Source organism: Caulobacter sp. UNC358MFTsu5.1 (assembly GCF_000712075.1).
GTDB lineage: Bacteria > Pseudomonadota > Alphaproteobacteria > Caulobacterales > Caulobacteraceae > Caulobacter.
Window position 1 is genome coordinate 360,687 of record NZ_JONW01000007.1, and the last position, 22,340, is coordinate 383,026.

At 68.8% G+C, this 22,340-nt stretch carries 15 protein-coding genes and 1 tRNA gene; 12 read left to right on the plus strand and 4 right to left on the minus strand.

Translation table 11 applies throughout. From position 1 onward, the window contains the following. Position 1: 1 nt before the first annotated feature. The 7 genes from BR39_RS0114195 (at position 2) to BR39_RS0114225 (ending at position 9,418) form a co-directional block, all read left to right on the plus strand. A complete protein-coding gene (locus tag BR39_RS0114195) occupies positions 2–1,444 on the plus strand; it encodes a chemotaxis protein CheW (RefSeq protein WP_029913057.1) in 1,443 nt (480 codons plus the stop codon). After that, positions 1,441–2,526: a chemotaxis response regulator protein-glutamate methylesterase gene (locus BR39_RS0114200; protein WP_029913059.1), complete on the plus strand. Its 1,086-nt coding sequence runs from the start codon at positions 1,441–1,443 to the stop codon at positions 2,524–2,526. Before BR39_RS0114195 ends, BR39_RS0114200 begins: the two co-directional genes overlap by 4 nt. Then, entirely contained in the window at positions 2,523–3,380 is an 858-nt protein-coding gene (locus BR39_RS0114205) for a protein-glutamate O-methyltransferase CheR (RefSeq protein WP_029913062.1), read from the plus strand. Before BR39_RS0114200 ends, BR39_RS0114205 begins: the two co-directional genes overlap by 4 nt. Beyond that, positions 3,377–5,290, plus strand: coding sequence for a chemotaxis protein CheA (locus BR39_RS0114210; RefSeq protein ID WP_029913065.1), 1,914 nt, complete (start codon positions 3,377–3,379; stop codon positions 5,288–5,290). Before BR39_RS0114205 ends, BR39_RS0114210 begins: the two co-directional genes overlap by 4 nt. 303 nt (positions 5,291–5,593) lie before the next feature. After that, entirely contained in the window at positions 5,594–5,977 is a 384-nt protein-coding gene (locus tag BR39_RS0114215) for a response regulator transcription factor (RefSeq protein WP_029913068.1), read from the plus strand. Further along, positions 5,974–6,609 carry a chemotaxis protein CheX gene (locus tag BR39_RS0114220; protein ID WP_029913071.1) on the plus strand — a complete coding sequence of 212 codons (636 nt, stop codon included), beginning with the start codon at positions 5,974–5,976 and terminating at the stop codon, positions 6,607–6,609. Before BR39_RS0114215 ends, BR39_RS0114220 begins: the two co-directional genes overlap by 4 nt. 43 nt (positions 6,610–6,652) lie before the next feature. Further along, on the plus strand, positions 6,653–9,418 hold the full coding sequence (locus BR39_RS0114225) for a PAS domain-containing protein (protein WP_029913083.1): 2,766 nt from the start codon (positions 6,653–6,655) through the stop codon (positions 9,416–9,418). Between the two features lie 176 nt (positions 9,419–9,594). On the opposite strand, the gene BR39_RS0114230 is transcribed toward BR39_RS0114225, so the two are convergent. The 3 genes from BR39_RS0114230 to BR39_RS0114240 all read right to left on the minus strand — a co-directional run bounded on the left by BR39_RS0114230 (position 9,595) and on the right by BR39_RS0114240 (position 13,224). After that, positions 9,595–9,669, minus strand: a tRNA-Asn gene (locus BR39_RS0114230). A 218-nt stretch (positions 9,670–9,887) separates the two neighbouring features. After that, complete coding sequence (locus tag BR39_RS0114235; RefSeq protein WP_029913084.1) at positions 9,888–12,143, minus strand: beta-glucosidase; 2,256 nt, start codon at positions 12,141–12,143, stop codon at positions 9,888–9,890. Positions 12,144–12,201: 58 nt separating this feature from the next. After that, positions 12,202–13,224, minus strand: coding sequence for a LacI family DNA-binding transcriptional regulator (locus BR39_RS0114240; RefSeq protein WP_029913087.1), 1,023 nt, complete (start codon positions 13,222–13,224; stop codon positions 12,202–12,204). On the opposite strand from BR39_RS0114240, the gene BR39_RS26510 reads away from it, so the two are divergent. From BR39_RS26510 to BR39_RS0114260, 4 genes are all read left to right on the plus strand, one after another. Continuing rightward, positions 13,223–13,438, plus strand: coding sequence for a hypothetical protein (locus BR39_RS26510; protein ID WP_156035771.1), 216 nt, complete (start codon positions 13,223–13,225; stop codon positions 13,436–13,438). The genes BR39_RS0114240 and BR39_RS26510 overlap by 2 nt on opposite strands. A 468-nt stretch (positions 13,439–13,906) precedes the next feature. Continuing rightward, positions 13,907–16,969: a TonB-dependent receptor gene (locus BR39_RS0114250; protein WP_029913089.1), complete on the plus strand. Its 3,063-nt coding sequence runs from the start codon at positions 13,907–13,909 to the stop codon at positions 16,967–16,969. A gap of 225 nt (positions 16,970–17,194) precedes the next feature. Continuing rightward, the gene (locus tag BR39_RS0114255; RefSeq protein ID WP_029913094.1) at positions 17,195–18,733 is read left to right on the plus strand and encodes a tryptophan halogenase family protein; all 1,539 of its coding nucleotides are present in this window, start codon (positions 17,195–17,197) and stop codon (positions 18,731–18,733) included. Between the two features lie 10 nt (positions 18,734–18,743). Further along, the gene (locus BR39_RS0114260) at positions 18,744–20,258 is read left to right on the plus strand and encodes a tryptophan halogenase family protein (RefSeq protein ID WP_029913096.1); all 1,515 of its coding nucleotides are present in this window, start codon (positions 18,744–18,746) and stop codon (positions 20,256–20,258) included. A 6-nt stretch (positions 20,259–20,264) separates the two neighbouring features. Here BR39_RS0114260 and BR39_RS0114265 read toward each other — a convergent pair whose 3' ends face one another. After that, positions 20,265–20,621: a hypothetical protein gene (locus BR39_RS0114265; protein WP_029913098.1), complete on the minus strand. Its 357-nt coding sequence runs from the start codon at positions 20,619–20,621 to the stop codon at positions 20,265–20,267. Between the two features lie 251 nt (positions 20,622–20,872). On the opposite strand from BR39_RS0114265, the gene BR39_RS0114270 reads away from it, so the two are divergent. Beyond that, complete coding sequence (locus BR39_RS0114270) at positions 20,873–22,252, plus strand: DUF6880 family protein (protein ID WP_029913100.1); 1,380 nt, start codon at positions 20,873–20,875, stop codon at positions 22,250–22,252. Positions 22,253–22,340: the final 88 nt, after the last annotated feature.

The window sequence follows — 22,340 nt, forward strand, 5'->3', positions numbered from 1 at the left end:
GATGGAGTCCGACGACACCCGCCAACGGCTGACGGTGCGCGCCGGCGGCGCGCGCGTGGCCATGGCCGCCGCCGGCGTCGCCGAAGTGATCCGCACGCCGCGCGTCACCCGCGTGCCGCACGGGCCTCCCGGGCTGCTGGGCGTCACCCACCTGCGCGGCCTGGTGCTGCCGGTGGTGTCGCTGGGCGCCTTGCTGGGCGATGACCACCCTGCGGACAGCACGCGGGTGGTGGTGCTGCGCCGCGATCCGCCGATCGGCCTGGCTGTGGACACCATCGAGACCTTGACCGCGTCGGAAGGCGACGGCCAGGTCGAACTCCAGCACGGCCGCCTGATGCTCGACGACGCGAGCGGCGCGCGCTGGTTCGATCTGGACGCGGCGCTGCAGGATCGGTTCGCGGCCTTCCGCGCCGCGCGCCGCGCGCCCGAGCGCGAGGTCGCCGCGCGGCCGGCGGTCGCGGCGGCGCCGGACCTGGCCTTTCTGGGATTCGTCCTGGCCGGGCAGGACTACGCCCTGCCGCTCGACGCCGTTGCCGAGGTGATGGCGGTTCCGAAGGCCGTGGTCGCTCTGCCGCGCACCGAGGCGGTGCTGATCGGCGTGTTCGAACTGCGCGCCGAGGTCCTGCCGGTCGTTTCCCTCCGGGCCCTTCTGGGCTTGGCCGAGCGGGCGGTGCAGGCCGACGACCGCATCGTCGTCGTGCACATCGGCGACCATCGGCTGGCGCTGCTGGTCGACCGGATCAGCGTCATCCTGCGCGCATCGCGTGACGCCGTGGGACCCGCGCCGACGCTGTTCAATCGCGCCGGCGGCGAGGCGCGGATCGACTCCGTCCTGCGGCTGCCGGACGGCCGGGGCCTGGTCTCGATCCTGGTCCCCGAACGGGTGATCGCCGACGATCGGGTCTCGCGGCTGCTCGCGGAGACCGGCGACCAAAAGGATATGGCCATGGCCAGCACGACCTCGGCGGCGGCGCGCGAGCGCTTCCTGGTTATACGCCTGGGCGACGAGACCTACGGCCTGCCCATCGCCGCCGTCGACGAGGTGGTGCGCCTGCCCGAGACCCTGACCCGCCTGCCCAAGGCCCCGGCCTATATCCAGGGCGTGATGAACCTGCGGGGCAAGGTGATCCCCGTGATCGACCAGCGCCAGCGTTTCTCCGTCTCCGGCGAAGCGACCGGCGAGGCGCGCCGCGTCGTCGTGGTCACCCTGGACGGGCTGCAGGCCGGGTTCGCGGTCGATGCGGTGTCGAGGATCCTCGAGGTCGAGGCTGAAGACCTGATGCCCGCGCCGGAACTGTCGAACGATGGCGACCGTTTGTTCGACCGCGCCGCGAAGGTGGAGCGCGAGGGGGACGTCATCTTGCTCATCGATCCGCGAGCCCTGCTGGCGCGCGCCGAAGCCGACCTGCTGCGCGACCTGACGGCGAGGTCGCCCGCCTCGTGACCCGGTTGTTGATCGTCGATGATTCCGCCTTGATGCGCCGCGTATTGGGCGATGTCTTCCAGAACGAGCCGGGGTTCGAGGTCGCCTTCGCACGCGACGGGGTCGAGGCGCTGGCGCAGGTCCACGCCTTCAAGCCCGACGTGATCACCCTCGACGTCCAGATGCCGCGCATGGACGGGCTGTCCTGCCTGGACCGGGTGATGGTCGAGCGGCCTTGCCCGGTGGTGATGGTGTCGTCGCTGACGGCCGAGGGCGCGGACGCCACCCTGGAGGCCCTGGAACTGGGCGCGGTGGATTTCGTGGTCAAGCCGGACGGCGCGGTGTCGCTGGCGATCGACGAGTTCGCGCCGATCCTGGTCGAGAAGGTCGTGACGGCCGCGGCGTCGCGTCTGCGCCGCTCGCATCGCCTCGCCGAGCGCCTGAGGGCCCGCCATGGCGCGATCGTCCCGCCGCCGCCGCGGGGCAAGACGGCCACGGGCTGGAAACCCCAGCCCGCCGGCACGCCGCCGGGCCTGGTGATCCTCGGCGCGTCGACGGGCGGTCCGCCGGCCCTCGACGCCGTGCTCCGCGAGATCCCGGCCGACTTCCCGTGGCCGATCCTGGTGGCCCAGCACATGCCCGCCGCGTTCACCGCGTCCCTGGCCCATCGGTTGGACGGCCTGTGCGCCCTGCGGGTGATCGAGGTGGCGCGACCCACGCCGTTGGTTCCAGGCTGCGTCTACGTCGCGCGGGGCGACGCCGACATGATTGTCAGCCGCCGGGCCGCCGGGCCCGTGGCGCTGTCGACCCCGTCCAGCGCCGAGCATCGCTGGCATCCCAGCGTCGACCGTCTGGTCGACAGCGTGGCCGCGGTCATGCCGCCCGAAAGGCTGGTCGGGGTGCTGATGACCGGCATGGGCGACGACGGCGCGCGGGCCATGACCGCGCTGCGAGCGGCCGGCGGCCGCACGATCGCCGAGTCCGAGGACTCCGCCGTCGTCTGGGGCATGCCGGGCGAACTCGTGAAAGCGGGCGGGGCGGACGTCGTGGCGCCCGTCGACGCCATCGCGGGCAAGATCCGCGACATGGTCCGGGCCGGGTGAGCCGGGCCCCCACGCCCGAGCAGGCGCATCTGAGCGCCGACGACCTGAAGAAGGTCTGCGAGTTCCTGTATCGCCACACCGGCATGCAGTTCGGCGAGAGCAAGCGCTACTATATCGAGCGGCGGCTGGCCGACCGGGTCGCGGCCACCCACTGTCCTGATTTCGCCGCCTATTTCGGCCAGCTGCGGGCCGACCCCGTCGAACGCGAGACGCTGATCAACGCCTTCACGGTCAACGAGACCTATTTCTACCGCGAAGAGCATCAACTGGCCTGCCTGAGCCGGTCGCTCCTGCCGGACTTGATCACCTCGCGCCGTCCGGGCGACAAGATCAGGATCTGGTCGGCGCCCTGCTCGACCGGCGAGGAAGCCTATTCGATCGCGATCTGGCTGCTCGAGAACTGGCGCATGGTGGACGCGTACAATGTCGAGATCATCGGTTCCGACATCGACACGCGGGCCCTGCACGCGGCCCACGAAGGCCTGTACGGCGAGCGCGCGCTGTCGCGACTGCCGCCGGAGGTCGTCGAGGCCTATTTCGAACCGAGCCGCCGGCATCGCCGCAAGCTCATCAACGATCTGCGCGAGTCGGTGACCTTCACCCGGGCAAATCTGGTGGACGGGCCGGGCCTGGCGGAGCAGGGGATGTTCGATGTCATCTTCTGCCGAAACGTGCTGATCTACTTCGACGACGCCTCGCGCCTGGTGGCGGCGAGGAACCTCTATGATCGACTGAACCCGGGCGGGTATCTGTGCCTGGGGCACACGGAGTCCATGAGCCGCATCAGCGACCGCTTCCTGGTCCGCCGGTTCGAGGACGCGGTCGTTTTCCAGCGGCCGGGGGAGGCCGTATGACCGACGACCTCATGGTCCAGTTCCTGAGCGAAGGTCGCGAACTGGTCGCCAGCGCCGAGCACGACCTGGCCAGCCTGGCGCGTCGGCCCGACGACGCGGGCGCGCTGGACGGCTGCTTCCGGGCGATCCACACGCTGAAGGGCTCGGCGGGATTGTTCGACCTGAGGCCGATGAGCCTGATGCTGCACGCGGCGGAGGACCTGCTGACCCTGCTGCGCGCCGAACGCACCGGCGTGGCCGAGGATTTCGAGGCCCTGTTCAGCGTCGTGGACACCGTCGATCGCTGGCTGGACGCACTGGACCGCGCCGGAGTCCTGCCGGCCGACGCCGAACTGGTCGGTGAGAGCGAGACCAGGCGGCTGCGCGCCCTGGTGGCCTCGGTGAGCGCCGCGGCGGACACCGCGGCCCGGACGGCGCCGACCAGCTGGCGCCCGCCTCAAGCGTTCGACGGCCTGGGCGCGACGGCCGTCCGCTATACGCCGCGCGCCGACAGCTATTTTTCCGGCGACGATCCCATCGCCATCGTCGCGGCGATGCCGGGCCTGGCCGGCCTGCAGGTCTCGCCGCGCGAGGCCTGGGGCGGGCTCGAGGACTACGATCCCTACGCCTGCAACCTGGTGCTGGAAGCGGTGTCGACCGCCGGTCGGTCGGAGGTCGAGGCGGCCTTCCGCTTCGTGGCCGACCAGATCGAGGTGGTCGACCTGACGGCGGAAGAGACGGTGCCGGCGCCGGAGCAAGGCGCGCGCAAGACGCTGCGCATCGACGCCGAGCGCGTGGATCGGCTCGCCGCGTTGGCCGGCGACCTGATCATCGCCAAGAACGGCCTGGCGGACCTGGCCGCTCAGGCCGAAGGCCTTCCCGGCGGTCAGGCCCTGGGTCAGGCCCTCCGCGCGCGACAGGTCCAGCTGGACCGGCTGGTCGGGGATCTGCACGCGACAGTGGGCAAGGTGCGCCTGGTGGCGCTGGGTCCGCTGTTCGCGCGGTTCCATCGGCTGGCGCGGGAAATCGCCCGCTCGCTGGACAAGACCGTGTCCCTCGAGGTGGAGGGCGGCGACGTCGAGGTCGACAAGACCATCGTCGACGGGCTGTTCGAGCCCTTGCTGCACGTACTGCGCAACGCCATCGACCACGGTGTCGAGCCGGCCGACGTGCGCGCGCGGGCCGGCAAGCCGGCCGCCGCCTCGATCCGGTTCACGGCCAGGGCCGTGGCGGACCAGGTGATGATCGAAGTGCGCGACGACGGCGCGGGGATCGATCCGGCCGGGATCCGCGCCCTGGCGGTTCAGCGCGGCGTGCTGACTCGGGACACGGCCGACCGCCTGGACGACCAGGCGTCGATCGATCTGATCTTCACGCCGGGCTTCTCCTCGGCCAGCGAGGTCAGCGCGGTGTCCGGCCGCGGCGTGGGCATGGACGTGGTGCGCGACGCGGCCCAGAAGCTGGGCGGCAAGGTCGTCGTCGACAGCCGGGTGGGCAAGGGCGCGACGGTGCGGTTCATCCTGCCTGTCACCATGGTGCTGACCAAGGTCATGGTCGTGACCTGCGGCGAAGAACGCTACGGCCTGGCGCTGGATACCGTGGTCGAGACCGTCCGGGTGCCGACCGAACGCATCGTTCCCGTTCGGGCGGGCAGGGCGTTCCAACTGCGCGACGCCGTGGTCCCGCTGGTGTCGCTCGGCGACCTGGTGGGCGCCGTCGCTTCCGGACACCGGCCGAGCGAGCGGGTGGTCGTTGCTCGGGCTCGCGGCGAACTCGTCGGCTTCTCGGTGGACGCCATCGTCGACCGGATGGACGCGACGGTGCGCCCCATGACCGGCCTGCTGGCCGGCGCGCCGGGCGTCATGGGCGCCACCCTGCTGGCGGACGGCGCGGTCCTGATGGTCCTGGATCCGGCGGAGCTGGTCCTATGACGGTTCTGAACGACGGTCCGATCATCCGCCTGCGGGGAGTCTGTCGGGTAGAGGACGCAGAGCCGCTAACGGCTCTGCTACAAGGCGTTTCGGACTCCACGTTGGACCTGTCGATGTGCGAAGGTCTGCATGCGGCGGTTGTTCAGGCGATCCTGGCCTTTCGTCCTACAATCGTCGGCCTTCCCGACGATCCCTTCCTGAGAGATCGATTGTTGCCCGCCTTGACCGGCGGACGACCGTCGGATGTGTCCAGACCATAGTTTTTGACGCCGCGCCGTTGCGCGGTGGTGCGAGGAGAAGTTCATGGGGACGACCGTTCTCATCGTCGACGACAGCAAGCTGGCGCGGATCGTCCTGGGCAAGACCATTGCGGCCTTGCAGCCGGACTGGACGCGGGTCGAGGCCGGCAACGCCGACGAGGCGATCGCCGCGTTCGACGCCCAGGCGATCGACGTGGCCGTCCTCGACTACAACATGCCCGGCCGAGACGGCCTGGCCCTGGCCGAGGAACTGCGCGAGCGCTTCCCGACCATGCCGATCGCCGTGGCCACCGCCAATGTCCAGGACGAGATCATCAGCCGCGCGCGCGCGGCCAACGCCACATTCATCGCCAAGCCGGTGACGGAGGAAGGCATGCGCGGCTTCCTGTCGGGCGCGGCGCTTCGGCTGCGATCGGCGGCGCAATGACCACGCAATCCATCCTGCTCGACGATCTGGAGCGGGACGCCCTGACCGAACTGGTCAATATCGGAGTCAGTCGCGCGGCCGCCAATCTTCGCAAGATGGTCGGCGAACAGGTTCTGCTGTCGGTCCCGGCGGTCGAGGTGGTCACCCGCGAGGGCGCCACGACCCTGATCCGGGAACGCGAGAGCGGCGAGCTGGTCGCCGTCCGCCAGGACTTCGCCGGCGTGTTTTCGGGCCGGGCCCTGCTGATCTTCCCGCAGTCAAACAGCATGGCGCTGGTGCACGCGGTGACCGGCGGCGCCCTGTCGGTCGCGGACGCCGCCGACATGGAGGACGAGGCGCTGGCCGAGACCGGCAACGTGGTGCTCAACAGCTGCCTGGCGACCATGGCGAACATGCTGCAGCGGCCGCTGACGATGTCGTTGCCCGAAGTGATCCGCGGCGACGGCTCCAAGCTGTTCCACCTGTCGCCCGAGTCCTCCGACGGTGGCGTGGTGCTGTTCCTGTACATCAACTTCGCCATCAACGACCGGGACATCCGCGGCTACATCGCCATGCTGATGGACCTGCCGTCCCTGCACGCCCTGAAGGGCCTGATCGCCGATTTCATCGAGCGCGTGGTCGGCGATGCGTGACCATGGTTGAACCTATTGCCAAGCTTGGCGTTAGGTTCGGGTCATGACCGAGGCCGACGCCGCGATACGTCACCAGGATCCCGAGGCGGACCGGGCGCTGGACGCTTTGCACGCGCTCGCCGGCCCGTTGTTCGACGCCCTGGTGAAATCCGGCGTCGCGGTGACGGTGACGGACCCCCGGCGGGATGACGATCCCATCGTCTATGTGAACGCGGCTTTCGAGTCCCTGACAGGCTATTCAGCGCGCGAGGCGGTCGGGCGCAACTGCCGTTTCCTGCAGGACGCCGCCACCGATCGCGAGATGGTGGCGTTCATCGCCGAGGGGCTTCGGCGCGACGGGGCCGTCACCGCCGACATCCTGAACCGGCGACGCGATGGCGCGCCGTTCTGGAACCGGCTGAACATCACCACCCTGCGCGATGCGGACGGCGCGCCGGCCTATCGTTTCGCCACCCAGGCCGACGTCACCGGCGAATACACCGACGAGGTCGTGGTCGAGCAGCTGCGCGTCAGCCGCCAGCGGCTCGCCGAGGCGCAGGAGCGGCTGCGGGTCGCCCAGGCGATCGCGGGCGCGGCCGGGGCCTGGGAATGGGATATCGCCGCGGGCACGTTGGTCGCGGACGTGCGCTTCGCCAATCTGTACGGCCTCGACCCCGTGGAGGCCGCCCAGGGCCTGCCGACCTCGGCGTTCTTCGCGCCGGTCCACGCCGACGACCGGTTGCGGCTGAAGATCGCCGTGGCGGGGGCCCTGAACGGCGCCGAGGTCTTCACGCGCGACTACCGGGTGGTGCGCAACGGCGTCGTCCACTGGGTGTCGGCGCGTGGGCGGACCTATCTCGACGACAACGACAACCCCGTCCGCTTCTCCGGCGTCCTGGCCGACATCACCGATCAGAAGCGGGTCGAGGAACAGCTCCTGGTGGCGCAGACCGCCGGCGGCGTCGGCTCGTTCGAATATCTCAGCGGCTACGGGACCGCCGACGTCTCCGAGCAGTTCTGCCAGCTTCTCGGCCTGCGGCCGGCGACCAGCCTTCCCGTCCGCACCATCAACGCCGTCGTACATCCCGACGACCCGCCGATCATCCAGGGGCGCGACGGACAGCATGTCTTCGGTCCCGCCTTCCACGAATTCCGCATCCGCAGGGCCGACACCGGCGAGGAGCGCTGGCTCGCGTCGCGGGGCGAATACCGGCCGCACGGAACGGGCGGCGTCAGCTTCATCGGCGTGATCTACGACATCACCTCGACCAAGCGCTCGGAAGAGCAGCTTCGCGTGTTGACCGAGACGCTGGAGGTCCGCGTCGCGGCGCGCACGCAGGAACGCGATCGGGTCTGGAACCTGTCGCGCGACCTGCTGCACGTGATCGGGCCGGACGGCCTCTATCGCGCGGCCAATCCCGCCTGGCGGACCCTGTTGGGCTACGACGAAGCCGACCTTGTCGGCAAGCCTGCGGGCAGCCTGGTCCATCCGGACGACCACCAAGCCGCCATGGAGCGCTTCACGGTCCTGTCGCGCGGCGAGGCCATCGGTGATTTCGATTGCCGCATGCTGGCCAAGGACGGGACCTATCTGTGGGTCAACTGGACGGCCATGCCGGAAGGCGACGCCATCTACGGGATCGGGCGCGACGTCACCCAGCGCAAGGCGCTGGAGGACCAGCTGCGTCAGAGCCAGAAGATGGAGGCCGTGGGCCAGCTGACCGGCGGCCTGGCCCACGACTTCAACAACATGCTCACGGGCATCCTCGGCGGCATCGACATGGTGCGCCGGCGCATCGCCGAAGGGCGGATGGGCGACGTCGATCGTTTCCTTGACGCGGCGATGCAGTCCGGGCAGCGCGCCGCGGCGCTGACGCACCGCCTGCTGGCCTTCTCGCGTCGCCAGACCCTGGACAGCCGTGCACTGGACGTGGGGGCCCTGACGGCCTCCATGGAAGATCTGCTGCGCCGAACCCTGGGCGAGCAGGTGTCGCTGCGCATCGATATCGCGCCCGACCTCTGGCCGGCTGTCGCCGACGACAATCAGCTGGAAAGCGCCATCCTCAATCTGGGCATCAACGCCCGCGACGCCATGCCTGACGGCGGCGAACTGATCATCGCCGCGCGCAACGTCCATCTGACCGACCGCGAACTGGCCGACAGCGACCACGCCGAGGCGGGCGACTATGTCGCCATCAGCGTGACCGATACGGGCACGGGCATGCCGCCCGAAGTGCTTCAGAAGGTCTTCGATCCCTTCTACACCACCAAGCCGCTGGGGCAGGGGACGGGCCTGGGCCTGTCGATGATCTACGGCTTCATCCAGCAGTCGAGGGGCCACGTCGTCATCGACAGCGCGGAAGGTGAAGGCACGACCATCCAGCTCTTCCTGCCCCGTCACCAGGGCGCGGTGGAGGCGGTGGCCTCGATCGACGACGAATTCGCGCCCGTCGGCGCCGGCGAGACCGTGCTTGTCATCGAAGACGACGCCGCCGTGCGGCTGTTGGTGATGCAGGTGCTGGAGGAACTCGGCTACCAGGGCATCGAGACCGCCGACGGCCGTCAGGCCGTGCCGATCCTCGAATCGTCGCGGCACATCGATCTGCTCATCAGCGACGTGGGGCTGCCGGGCCTCAACGGCCGCCAACTGGCCGAGATCGCCCGCGAGCGGCGGCCGGGCCTCCCGATCCTGTTCATGACCGGTTACGCCAAACAGGCCGCCGACCAGGCCGCGTTCCTCGAAGGGGGCATGGAGATCATCGGCAAGCCCTTCGCCATCGAACAGCTCGGGCGTCGCATCGGCGAGATCCTGAGGCGCGAAACGAGCTGATCAGGCGGCCACGCCAATGCGCGCCGATAAATCGATGCGTTCTGGGAAAGGTCGAGTTGCTGGAGTTCACCCAACGTCCGACAACGCGGGCGGCCGTGCGCTCGCCCTAGTCGGGCAGGTGGCGCCCGAAATCGTAGTTTGTTGAAAATTCCCAACAATCCCCGAAAGGGGAGAGGTGGCTCCGCGGGTAGGATTCGAACCTACGACCAGCCGGTTAACAGCCGGCTGCTCTACCACTGAGCTACCGCGGAACAGGTCGCCTCAGGAAGAGGCCGGGTGATAGCCGCCGATTTGACTCGGTGCAAGCGCATTCGGACAAAAAAACAGCCCGGTCGATGACCGGGCTGTGGAAAGTCAGTGATGGTGGGGTGTCTTCAAGAAAGACCAGCCGAAATTGGGTCTTTATGGTTAATCAGACCTTAATTCCGCCTGCGACCGAATGGCGCCCCCATACCGCATCAAGGCCGCATCAGGGCTTCATCAGGCCGACGGGCAGGGATCGCGCCGCCACCGCGACGTCGGCCTTGGCGGCCGTGTCGCGCGACGAGGCGCCCAGGCTGAGCGTGTAGTCGCCGGCCGCGACCGACCAGCCGTGGGCCTTCTCGTTCCAGGTGGCCAGCAGGCGCGGATCGACGGTCAGGGTGACCTTGGTGCTGGCGCCGGGCGCCAGTTCGACCTTCTTGAAGCCGGCCAGGCGCTGGGGCGCTTCCCAGCCGCCCGCCTTGGGCGAGACATAGACCTGCGGCACGGCCTTGCCGGTCCGCTTGCCGGTGTTCTTTACGTCGAAGCTGACGGTCAGGGCGTCGCCCTTGGCCTCGGCCTTGAGGTTCTCGTAGGCGAAGGTCGTGTAGGACAGGCCGTGGCCGAAGGCGAACAGCGGCTGGTGGCCCTTCTTGTCGAACCACTTGTAGCCGACCGCCGCGCCTTCGATCGTGTAATCCACGGCGAACAGGTCGTCGGGCTTCTTGGGATCGCCGTCCAGCGTCGGGCGGGGCAGCTGGTCCAGCGACGCCGGGAAGGTGACGGGCAGGCGGCCCGAGGCGTCGACCTCGCCGGTCAGGACGCGGGCGATGGCCTCGCCGCCTTCCGAGCCCGGATACCAGGCCTCGACCACGCCGCCCACCTTGGACAGCCACGGCATCAGCACCGGGCCGCCGGTCTCCAGCACGGCCACCGTCTTGGCGTTGGCCGAGGCGACCGCGTCGATCAGGGCGTCCTGGTCGTTCTCCAGCGTCAGCGGGCTGTCGAACGACTCGCCGTTCCACTGGGTGGCGAAGACCAGCACTACGTCGGCGCCGGCGGCCAGCTTGGCGGCGGCGGCCTTGTCCTTGCCGTCGGCGAACTGGATGTCCGCGCCGGGCAGACGGGCCTTCAGCGCCTTCAGGGGCGAGGAGGGGAAGTAGATCATCGGGCCGGGCCAGGAGGCGGGGCCTTCGCCGGTCACCGCGCGGCCGCCGATCGGATAGACCTGCGACGAGCCGCCGCCCGACAGCACCCCGACGTCGGCGTGGCCGCCGATCACGACGATCTTCTTGGCCGAGGCCACCAGCGGCAGCAGGCCCTTGTCGTTCTTCAGCAGGACCACGCCTTCCTCGGCGTCGGCTCGGGTGACCTTGGCGTGGGCGGCGTAGTCGATCGTCGTGATCTTCACCGGCTTCTCGACCACGCCGCTGGCGAACAGGCTGCGCAGGATGCGGCGGGCCATGTCGTCCAGGCGCGCTTGCGTCACCTCGCCCTTGGCCAGGGCGTCCTTCAGCGGGGCCCGGAAGAAGGTCTGCTTGTCGAAGGCCTCGGCGCCGGACTCCTGGTCCAGCCCGGCGTTGACGGCCTTGGCGCCGGAGTGGGTCGCGCCCCAGTCCGACATCACATAGCCCTTGTAGGCCCAGTCCTGCTTCAGGACCTTGTTCAGCAGGAAGTCGTTCTCGCAGGCGTAGTCGCCGTTGACCCGGTTGTACGAGCACATCACCGAGTGCGGATCGGAGTCCTCGATCGCGAACTGGAAGGCCAGCAGGTCGGAGGTGCGGGCGTCGGCCTCGCCGATCTTGGCGTCCAGCACGAAGCGGCCGGTCTCCTGGCCGTTCAGGGCGTAGTGCTTGATGGTCGAGACGATGGCGTTGGACTGGATGCCCTTGATCTGGGCCCCGACCATCCTGCCGGCCAGCCAGGGATCCTCGCCGCCGTATTCGAAGTTGCGGCCATTGCGCGGCTCGCGGGTCAGGTTGATGCCGCCGGCCAGCATGACGTTGAAGCCGGAGTCGCGGGCTTCCGAGCCGATCATCGCCCCGCCGGCCTGGGCCAGGTCGGGGTTCCAGGTGGCGGTGCTGGCGATGCCGGAGGGCAGGGAGGTGCGCTCGCGCTTCTTGGGCTCGCCGCCCTGGGTGGCCACGCCGACGCCGGCGTCGGTCTGGAACTGGGCCGGGATGCCCAGGCGCTCGATCCCGGGGATGTAGCCGGCCGAGCCGGGCAGGGCCTCGGCGATGCGCTTGTACTTGGTCCCCATGTCGGCGCCGAAATAGCCGAAGATGACCGTCAGCTTCTCGTCCTGGGTCATGGCCTTGACCGCCAGGTCGGCGCGGGCGTCGGCGTCCAGCTTGGGGTCCAGCCAGGGACGGGAGGCCGGGGCCGCGGCGGGCGCCTGGGCGCAGGCGGCGGTGGAGGCCAGGGCGCCCGCGGACGCGCCGAGCATGAGGGCCAGGGTCAGGCCCCGCCAGGACTGTCGGTTCATAGTACCTCCCATTATTGTTGGCGTGGGCGAGGTTCGCCGACGCGGATAGGACTTCGGTCTAGCCGGCCCGGACGGGGCCGGTGGATTCGCGGATCACCAGGCTGTGCTGGGTCAGGATGGTCGCCGCGCCCTTGCCGAGCGCCTCGTTGGCGCTCCAGCCGTTCAGGGCGGTGATGGCCCGCTGGGTCATCTGGTCGAAGGGCTGGCGGATGGTGGTCAGGGACGGCCAGATCGCGGCGGCGATCGGCGCGTCGTCGAAGCCGACCACCGACAGGTCGTCGGGCAGCTTCAGGCCGCGCCGCTGGGCTTCCATGCAGGTGGCGGCGGCCATGTCGTCATTGGCCGCGAAGATGGCGGTGGGCGGGTCGTCCATGTCCAGCAGGGCCTGGGCGCCGGCCAGGCCGCCCTTGAAGCTGAAGTCGCCGGGGACGATCAGGGCGGGGTCCGGACGCGGCTTGCCGGCGGCGGCGTAGGCCTCGTTGAAGCCGTTGCGGCGCAGGGTGCTGGCGGCGTGGTCGGGGTGGCCGGCGATGTGGCCGATCCGCTCGTGGCCCAGGCTGAACAGGTGCTCGACCACCTCGCGGGCGGCGGCGCGGTCGTCCATGACGATGCTGGGCGACAGCGAATCGGGGCTGGTGGGCGAGATCAGCACGCAGCGCACGCCGTGCTCGCGCAGCAGGGCCTTGAGCGGGGCGAAGTCGCACTCGGGCGGCAGCAGCACCATCTCGCGGACCCCGCCCTCGGTGACGAAGGCGCGGATCCGGTCCTGCCAGCCGGCCATGTCGCCCTCGACGAGTTCGGCCGACAGGTGGCGGCCGTTCTGCAGGCAGGCGACCATCAGGGCGTGGTGGATGCGGGTCTGGTAGCCGCCGCTGGGGTCGCCCATCAGGATGCCGACCGCCGGGGCCGATTGCGAGCGCAGGACGCGCGCCACGGTGCTGGGCTGGTAGTCCAGCGCCCGCATCGCCTCGCGCACCCGTTCGCGGGTCTTGGCGGTGACGCTCTCGTGGTCGTTCATGACGCGCGACACGGTCTTGGGCGAGACGCCCGCTCGCAGCGCCACATCGTGGATCGTCGCCATGACCTTGTCGCACCCAACACAAAATGATCGCGCCGCGCGCTCGATCACCTGGATCGCCGCCGCCCCGTTTGAGCAAGCCATAGCTCAGCCCGACAACGATGTCATGCGTCAGGACATGAAATTGTCCAAACAGGACATTCAGCGGGTCATTTCGGGTCAAATCGGGACATCGGAATCTCGGAATTCCATATGCCGCAAGGGAAATTACGGCTGAAAGGTGGCTGGTTCTTTTCACAACGTGTCCATTGTGAGCGGTCACATTTTGTCCGGCGCCCCGGAGGTTCTTCGGATTTTGCTTCACAAAAAATCGTTATTATTCAAATTGATGTGCTTGGAGTTTGGGCGGGCCGCAGGAAGCGGTGTTTTCCTTGCGTAGCGTTTTTGTGCGCCCTGGCCACAAAATGACAACGTTGACATTTTGATTGACACGACCGGGACATTTATCAATCTTGAGACACGGCTGGGGAGGGCGTGAGCCAGCGTATGCGTCGAGGGACGCAGGGGTCGCCAACAGGCTTTCACTCGAAACGGGGCGCGCCGGGCAGGCCGGCGTCCTTGGCGAAGGGCTGAAGGCGGATGCCGCCTACGTCGGAATCGGCGGGGGCGGGAACGGCCATAAAAATACTTTTGGGGAGCGAAGAACTTGTCCAATCCACGAAATCAGTCCGCGCTGGCCCGGGGCATGACCCTGGCGCTGCTGGCGGGCGCCTCGTCCATGGCGCTGGCCACCGGCGCCCACGCCCAGGCGGCGGACGCGTCCTCGCAGGTCGAGGAGATCGTCGTCACCGGCATCCGCGGCTCGCAGATGAAGTCGGTCGACATCAAGCGCAAAGAGGCCTCGATCGTCGACGCGATTTCGGCGGAAGACATCGGCAAGCTGCCCGACACCACCATCGCCGACTCGCTGCAGCGCATCCCGGGCGTGCAGATCAAGCGTGACGCCGGCGAAGGCGCCACGATCAACATCCGCGGCCTGGCCCAGGTCATCACCCTGCTGAACGGCGAACAGTATCTGAGCGCCGGCAACATGGGCACGGCCCAGCCGAACCTGCTGGACGTGCCGGCCCAGCTGATGAACCAGGTGGTGGTCTACAAGACGACCGATCCCACCAACGCGCTGTCGGGCATCACCGGCACCGTCGACCTGCGCACCCGCCGTCCGTTCGACATGGAAGAGGGCTTCCACTTCGCCGCCGGCGTCGAAGGCCAGCGCGGCGAGCGCACCAAGGACAACGACTACCTGGTCAACGGCCTGGTCAACTGGCGCAACGAGCGCGTCGGCCTGATGGTCGCGGCCACCGCCAGCGAAGTGAACCTCGGCAACAACTCGTCGGGCGTCGTGGGCCTGTCGGGCAGCAACGACTGGGGCGGTTCGTTCGCCAACAACTACATCTCGCCGCACGGCTTCGAGAGCTTCCACCGCGAGGTCGAGCGCAAGCGCCTGGGCGTCAACGTCTCGTTCCAGGCCGACCTGGGCGAGGGCTTCACCCTGATCGCCGAGGGCTTCTACGCCAAGCTCGACGAATACAACCGCGCCGCCGGCATCAACATCTCCAACCGCTGGGACGGCGGCGCCTATGGCGCTTGGACGACCCCGACCGTGTTCGAGCAGACCGGCCAGAACAGCACCGGCAACAGCCGTCCCTGGATCGCGGTCGACGAGTACGACATCGACGCCTGGTGGGTGAACAGCTTCGCGGTCAACCGCACCACCAAGTCGGAGACCAAGAACTACAACCTCGAACTGAAGTACGACAACGGCGGCAACTTCACGAGCGAGGTGCGGGCCATCCGCGCCAACGGCAACCGCCTCAGCATGAACGGCCAGGCCCAGGGCGACCTGAGCAACTGGCAGTATGCGCCGGGCCGGTTCAACCTGTTCCGCAACGCCGACGACCGCACCCGCGGCCCGTTCTACCCGGCCTCGATCTGCGCCCAGTACCCGGCTTCGCAGCGTTCCAACGCCGTCGTCGGCAGCGCCGGCGGCTGCTATCTGAACCCGAACCCGCTGGGCTACGGCGCCAACCCGCAGCTGCACTACAACATCGGTGGGAACAAGGCGGTCTGGAGCGGCTTCGACCGTCCGCTGGCCGGCGGCCTGGGCGCGGGCAAGACGCTGAAGGACTACATGGCCAACAAGGACAGCTACGCCATCGCGGCGTTCTCGTCCGAGGGCAACAACGAGGTCGACTCCGACTTCAACGCGTTCCGCGCCGAAGGCCACTACAAGTTCGACGACAAGCTGCTGGGCTTCGTCACCAAGATCGACGCCGGCGTTCGCCAGAGCGACCGCTCGGTCCAGGTCGAGGCGTTCCACCTGTTCTCGCCGTTCTACGGCGGCACGCCGGGCGCGATCCAGGCCAACGGCCAGCCGGTGCCGGCCGCGGGCTGCTACGCCCAGTGGAAGGCCATCGACGTGGTCATGAACCAGGACCAGTGCCAGGCCGGCGAAATGGTCTCGAACCCGGCCGGCGGCGCCCCGATCTTCCAGGGCTACACGGTCAACAAGCCGACCAAGATCGACGCCTACAACAACGTCATCTGGATGGACGACCTGGGCAGCATCACCCAGGGCATCCCGGGCTTCTGGGTCGTCGACCCGCATGACTTCGACAACGTGGCCGAATTCCAGAAGCGCGTGTTCGGCGCGGCGGTCCGCTACCAGATCCCGGGCGTGACCTATGACGTCACCCTGAAGGAGCAAAGCGCCTACGGCGCCGCCGACTTCGAGATCGGCAAGCTGACCGGCAACGTCGGCCTGCACGTCATCCAGACGCACCTGCTGGTGAAGCAGAACCTGACGGGCGCGACCCAGAACTACGGCGACACCAACCTGGACGTCGGCGACACGGTCACCACCCGCAAGTACACCGACTGGCTGCCGTCGTTGAACGCCACCTACGACGCCAGCGACAGCCTGAAGTTCCGCTTCGGCTACTCCAAGACCATGCAGCCGCTGGACCTGCAGAACTACGGCGGGGGTCTCAGCATCTCCACCGCCGACTGCGGCACCAAGCCGGGCCGCTGCGTGACGGGCGCCAGCTCGTCGGGCAACCCGGCGCTGAACCCGTGGCGCTCGACCAACCTCGACGCGGCGGTCGAATACTACTTCGGCGCCGCTTCTATGGTGAACCTGTCGGTGTTCAAGCTGAAGATCGACAGCTTCGTCACCGGCGGCACCACCACCGGCACGTTCAAGGACGAGGACGGCACTCCGCGCACCGTCAATGTCAGCCAGCCCATCCAGGGCGACGGCGGTTCGGTGAAGGGCCTGGAAGTCGGCACCAAGCTGGCGTTCAGCGACCTGCTGATGGACGGCGGCTTCTTCTCGAACTTCGGTGTCGACGCCAACGCCACCTACTCGCCGAGCTCGGAATCGCGCGTCGGCCTGGACGGCAAGAAGCTACCGTTCACCGACAACTCCAAGTACCAGTACAACCTGATCGGCTGGTACCAGGACAACAAGTGGCAGGCCCGCGTCGCCTACAACTACCGGACCGACCGCCTCAGCAGCGTCACCGGCAGCTCGGGCGACAACCTGCCGGTCTTCCAGAAGTCCACCGGCTACGTCGACGTGAACCTCAGCTACGATGTTCGCGACAACGTCATCGTCTACCTCAACGGCTCGAACGTGACCGGCGAGATCGAGAACTACTACGTGAAGTTCGCGGACGGTAAGTCTCAGTACGCCAACCAGAACCAGTTCGAACCGCGCTGGACCCTCGGCGTTCGCGCCAAGTGGTGATCTAGACCTGGGCGCGGCCGCCTTTGTCCTGGTGGTCGCGCTCCGGACCTTCCTCTTGACGTTCCTCATCCAGAGGGACGCCTCCAACCCTTCCCTGCGGGCCGCCGTGACCCCTGTCACGGCGGCTTCTTTTTCCGTCCAGGGCGGTTAGCATCGCAAATCAGACGGGCGCGTCGACGTCCGCGGCGAGGAGCCGGAGAGCTTCGAAAGGGCAGGGAGCCACTCATGCAGGACAGCGCGCGCGACCGGCGCATCCGCGACATCGTCATCGTCGGCGGGGGAACCGCGGGCTGGATGGCGGCCGCCAGCCTGAAGCAGCACTTCGGCGCGGCGCCGGTGAGCATCACCCTGATCGAGTCTTCCGAGATCGGCACGATCGGCGTGGGCGAGGCGACGATCCCGACCATCCGCCGCTTCTACCAGGCCCTGGGCCTGTCCGACATCGATGTGCTGCGGGCCACCGGCGGCACCTGCAAGCTGGGCATCCGCTTCAACGACTGGCTGGAACCGGGCTCGTCGTTCATCCACCCCTTCGGCGTCTACGGCCAGGACCTGAACGGGGTGTCGTTCCATCACTACTGGATGCGGCTGCGCGCCCTGGGCGACGCCGCGCCGATCGGCGACTATTCGCTGGGCGCCAGCCTGGCGGCGGCCGGCAAGTTCACCACGCCCTCGCGCAATCCGCCCTCCACCCTGTCGGTGTTCGACTGGGCCCTGCATTTCGACGCCAGCCTGTTCGCCCGGCTGATGCGCCAGGTGGCCGAGCAGAACGGCGTGCGGCGCATCGACGCCAGGATCGTCAAGACCAACCTGCGGGCCGAGGACGGCTTCATCGAGTCCGTGTCGCTGGACACCGGCGCGACCGTCCAGGGCGACCTGTTCATCGACTGCTCCGGCTTCCGCGGCCTGCTGATCGAGGAGGCCCTCCAGACCGGCTACGAGGACTGGAGCCAGTGGCTGCTGTGCGACGCGGCCATGGCCGTGCAGAGCGAAGGGCAGGGCGCGCCGCCGCCCTATACCGACGTCACCGCCCATGAGGCCGGCTGGCGCTGGCGGATACCGCTGCAGCACCGCTGGGGCAACGGCTACGTCTATTCCAGCCGTCACACGACCGACGAGCAGGCGAGGGCGGTCCTCACCGGCGCCCTTGACGAGCGCCTGCTGCACGAGCCGCGCAAGATCGCCTTCCACCCCGGCCGCCGCCTGAAGGCCTGGAACAAGAACTGCATCGCCCTGGGCCTGGCCTCGGGCTTCCTGGAGCCGCTGGAGAGCACCAGCATCGCCCTGATCGAGACGGGCATCGAGAAGATCAAGCAGCTGTTCCCCAACCGCGACTTCGACCCGGCGGTGGTGGACGAGTTCAACGAGATGTCGCGGCTGGAGATGGAGCGTGTCCGCGACTTCATCATCCTGCACTACAAGCTCAACAAGCGGATGGACGACCCGACGGGCTTCTGGACCCACTGCCGCGAGATGTCGGTCCCCGACACCCTGCGGAAGAAAACCGACCTCTGGCGCGCCCAGGGGCATTTCGTCCGCTACCGCTGGGAGATGTTCTCCCCGCCCAGCTGGCTGGCGATCTACGCCGGCTTCGACGTGCTGCCCCAGACCTACGACCTCAGCGTGGACGGCTTCGACGCCGGACAGCTGTCGGAGGCCCTGGGCGGGATGCGCAAGGCCGTGGCCGAGACCGTGGCGGCCACCCGCACCCACGGCGAATTCATCGAACAGTACGCCCGCCCCCAGTCGGTGGCGGCCGAGTAGGAGCGCCCGGATGGCCCACCTGAACAAGATCGTCATCGTCGGCGGCGGCTCGGCCGGCTGGATCTGCGCGTCCATGCTCAGCCACTATTTCCAGAACGGCCCGACGGAGGTCGAGCTGGTCGAGTCCGAGGAGATCGGCACGATCGGCGTGGGGGAATCCACCATCCCGCCGTTCCTCCAGCTGATCCGCACCTTGGGGATCAACGAGCAGGAATTCATTCAGGAAACCCAGGCCGCCTTCAAGCTGGGCATCCGGTTCGAGAACTGGCTCGAGAAGGGCGACACCTACTACCACCCGTTCGGCCAGATCGGCGGTCCGTTGGAGGTCAACGAGTTCTACCAGTGCTGGCTGCGGGCCAAACAGAACGGCCATCCGTCGAACCTGCAGGACTTTGCCCCGGCCACGGCGATGGCCAAGGCCGGCAAGTTCATGCTGCCGGCCGCGGCGCAGAAGACCATGATCGCCAACGCCAACTACGCCCTGCACGTCGATGCGCGGCTGGTGGGCCTGTACCTGCGCAAGTTCGCCGAGGCGCGGGGCGTCAAGCGCACCGAGGGCATCGTCACCGACGTGGCCACCCGGCCCGACGGCGGCGTCGCCAAGGTGATCCTGAAGGACGGCCGCGAGGTGGCCGGCGACTTCTTCATCGACTGTTCCGGCTTCCGCGCCCTGCTGATCGGCAAGACCCTGGGCGAGCCCTTCCGCGACTGGGGCGACGTGCTGCTGTGCGACCGCGCGGTGGTCGCCCAGACCGAGAACCTCGGCCCGCCCCATCCCTACACCCTGGTCCAGGCCCAGGACTTCGGCTGGCGCTGGCGCATCCCGCTGCAGCACCGCGCGGGCAACGGCTATGTCTTCGCCAGCAAGTACCTCAGCGACGACGAGGCCACCGCCACCCTGATGAGCCAGATCCAGGGCGAGGTCGTGCTGGGCCCCAACATCATCCCGTTCAAGACCGGCGTGCGCGAGCGGCCCTGGGTCAAGAACGTGGTCTCCATCGGCCTGTCATGCGGCTTCATCGAGCCGCTGGAGTCCACGGCCCTGCACCTGATCTACAAGGGCATGGACTACTTCCTGCGGTTCCTGCCGGACATGGACGCCGACCAGACCCTGGCGGCCGAGTACAACCGCCGCATGGTCGCCGACTACGAGGAGATCCGCGACTTCATCGTCCTGCACTACGTGACCACCCGGCGCGAGGACACGCCGTTCTGGCGCGACTACCAGAAGGTGGATCCGCCGCAGAGCCTCAAGGAGCGCATCGCCCTGTTCAAGGCCGCGGGGGTGCTGCGCGACGGGGTCGACGACATGTTCCGGGCGGCCAGCTGGCAGTCGGTGATGGAGGGCATGGGCGTGCGGCCCCAGCGCTACCAGCAGCTGGTCGATCGCATCCCGCTCAGCGTGATCATGAACCTGATGGACAAGTCCGCCCCCTTGCTGGCCGACTTCGTGGCGACCCTGCCCAGCCATGAGGAGTTCCTGCGAACCCATTGTCCGGCCGCGCCTTTCAAGCGTTCGGCTTAAGGAGCGTCAGCGCCAGCTCTTGGCCTGGGTGATCGTGGCCGGCTCGGTCAGCAGGGCCTCCAGCGAGCGCCCGGCGAGCGTGCAGCTGGCGATCTTCACGGGACCTTGGCCGCCCGTGATCCGGCAGGTCAGGGACTGGGAGAAGGTCGCGGCCATCAGGCGTTCGCGGTCGACCGGCAGGACGGGCGCGTTGGGGCTGATCCGCAGCGGGATCCAGTGGTCGGGCGTGGGGCCCTGGGCGATGCAGAGCGTGCGGCCGTCGATGACGTGCAGGACGGGCCCGGTGACGATCCGGCCCACCGCCGGGGCGGGCGCGCGGCAGGTCTGGGCCAGGGCCGGCGCGCCGAGGCACAGGGCGGCCAAGGCGACGGCCGCCGCTCCCGATCTCGCCCAACCCCTGGCCATCACCACACGTCCTCTGAACGCCGATTCAACTCGGTCGACGACTTCGCGTTCCCGGCGGAGCCCGTTGAAACCACTGACGTTTGTAGAGTGTTGCTCGGGCGCCGCAGGCCGCGCGGACCCAGCCGGATCGGCGTGCTAAAGGAAGGTCGGCCAAACCGGCGACTCGCCGCCGGTGGACGGACACGGACGGGAGAACTCCGCTGGCGACGGTGAAGCGTACGGGATCGCGCAAGACCCTGACGGCCGCCAATCTGGCGGCCCTGGGCGCGGAGCGGCTGGCCGAACTGCTGATCGACGTCGCCGAGGGCCACGCCCAGATCAAGCGCCGGCTGCGCCTGGAGCTGGCCGGCGAGATCGGTCCCGACGACCTGGCCGCCGAACTGGCCAAGCGCATCGACACCGTCGCCGACGCCCGCTCGCGCATCCACTGGCGCAAGCACAAGGAGTTCGTGCGCGAACTGGACATGCAACGCGCTTTGATCGCGGGCCGGCTGACCGAACTGGACGCCGCCCTGTCCCTGCCGATGATGCTGCGGTTCCTGGCCTTGGCCGAGGGGGTGTCGCACCGCACCGCCGACGCCAAGGGCGAGGTCGAGGCGGTGTTCGACGCCGCCGTCGACGACCTGGCGGCGATCGCGCCCCTGGCCCTGGCCGATCCGAGGGCGCTGGGGGATCAGTTGCTTGACCTGCTGCTGCACGGCCGCGCCGGTCTTGGGCCGCGGGCCCTGAAGAACGCCCTGCCGGCCCTGGGCGCCGAGGGCGTCGCGGGGCTGCGGGCGCGGGTCGAGACGACCATGGCCTCGCAGAAGCGGGTCAGCGGCGCGCTGAAGGCCGCGGTCCAGGTGCTGGCCGACGCCCAGGGCGACGTCGACGGCTATGTCGCCCAGTTCACCGAGTCCCAGGCCGTGCTGCCGCCGATCGGGGCCCAGATCGCCCGGCGGCTGACGGCGGCGGGACGCCATGACGAGGCGGTGGCCGCCCTCGACCGCTCGACGCCCGGCTCGTTCGCCCAGCTGGTCGGGACCGTGCTGGGGCGTCCGACGATGCCCGGCCCGGGCGCGCTGGACTGGGAGGACGCCTATATCGAGGTGCTGGAGGCGAGGGGGCAGGGCGACTTGGCCCAGGACATGCGCTGGACCAGCTTCGAGCGCGGCCTGTCGGTGGAGCGCCTGCGCGACTACCTCAAGCGCCTGCCGGATTTCGACGACGTCGAGGCCGAGGACAAGGCCCTGGCCCACGCCGAGGACTTCCACGACCTCCACGCCGCCCTGGACTTCCTGGTCCGCTGGCCGGCCTGGGACCGCGCCGCGCGGCTGGTGCTGCGCCGCTGGGGCGACCTGGACGGTGACCGTCCCGAGCTGCTGGAGCCGGCCGCCCGCGCCATCGAGGGCCGCCATCCGCTGGCCGCGACCCTGCTGCTGCGGGCCATGATCCTGGACACCGCCCGCTACGCCCGCGCCGCCCGCTACAAGGACGCCCAGCGCCAGCTGCTGGAAGCCGCCTCCCTGGCCCCGGCCATCGGCGACTGGGGCGGCCACGAGGACGCCGAGGCCTTCGCGGCCAAGGTGGCGGGCTATCGGCGATGGTAGCCGCCGCTCCGGAATGGGCGCGGCGACGTAAAGCCTCGATTGCCTAGACCCGAGCGCCGGACCTATAAGCGCCCTGAAGTATCCAGCC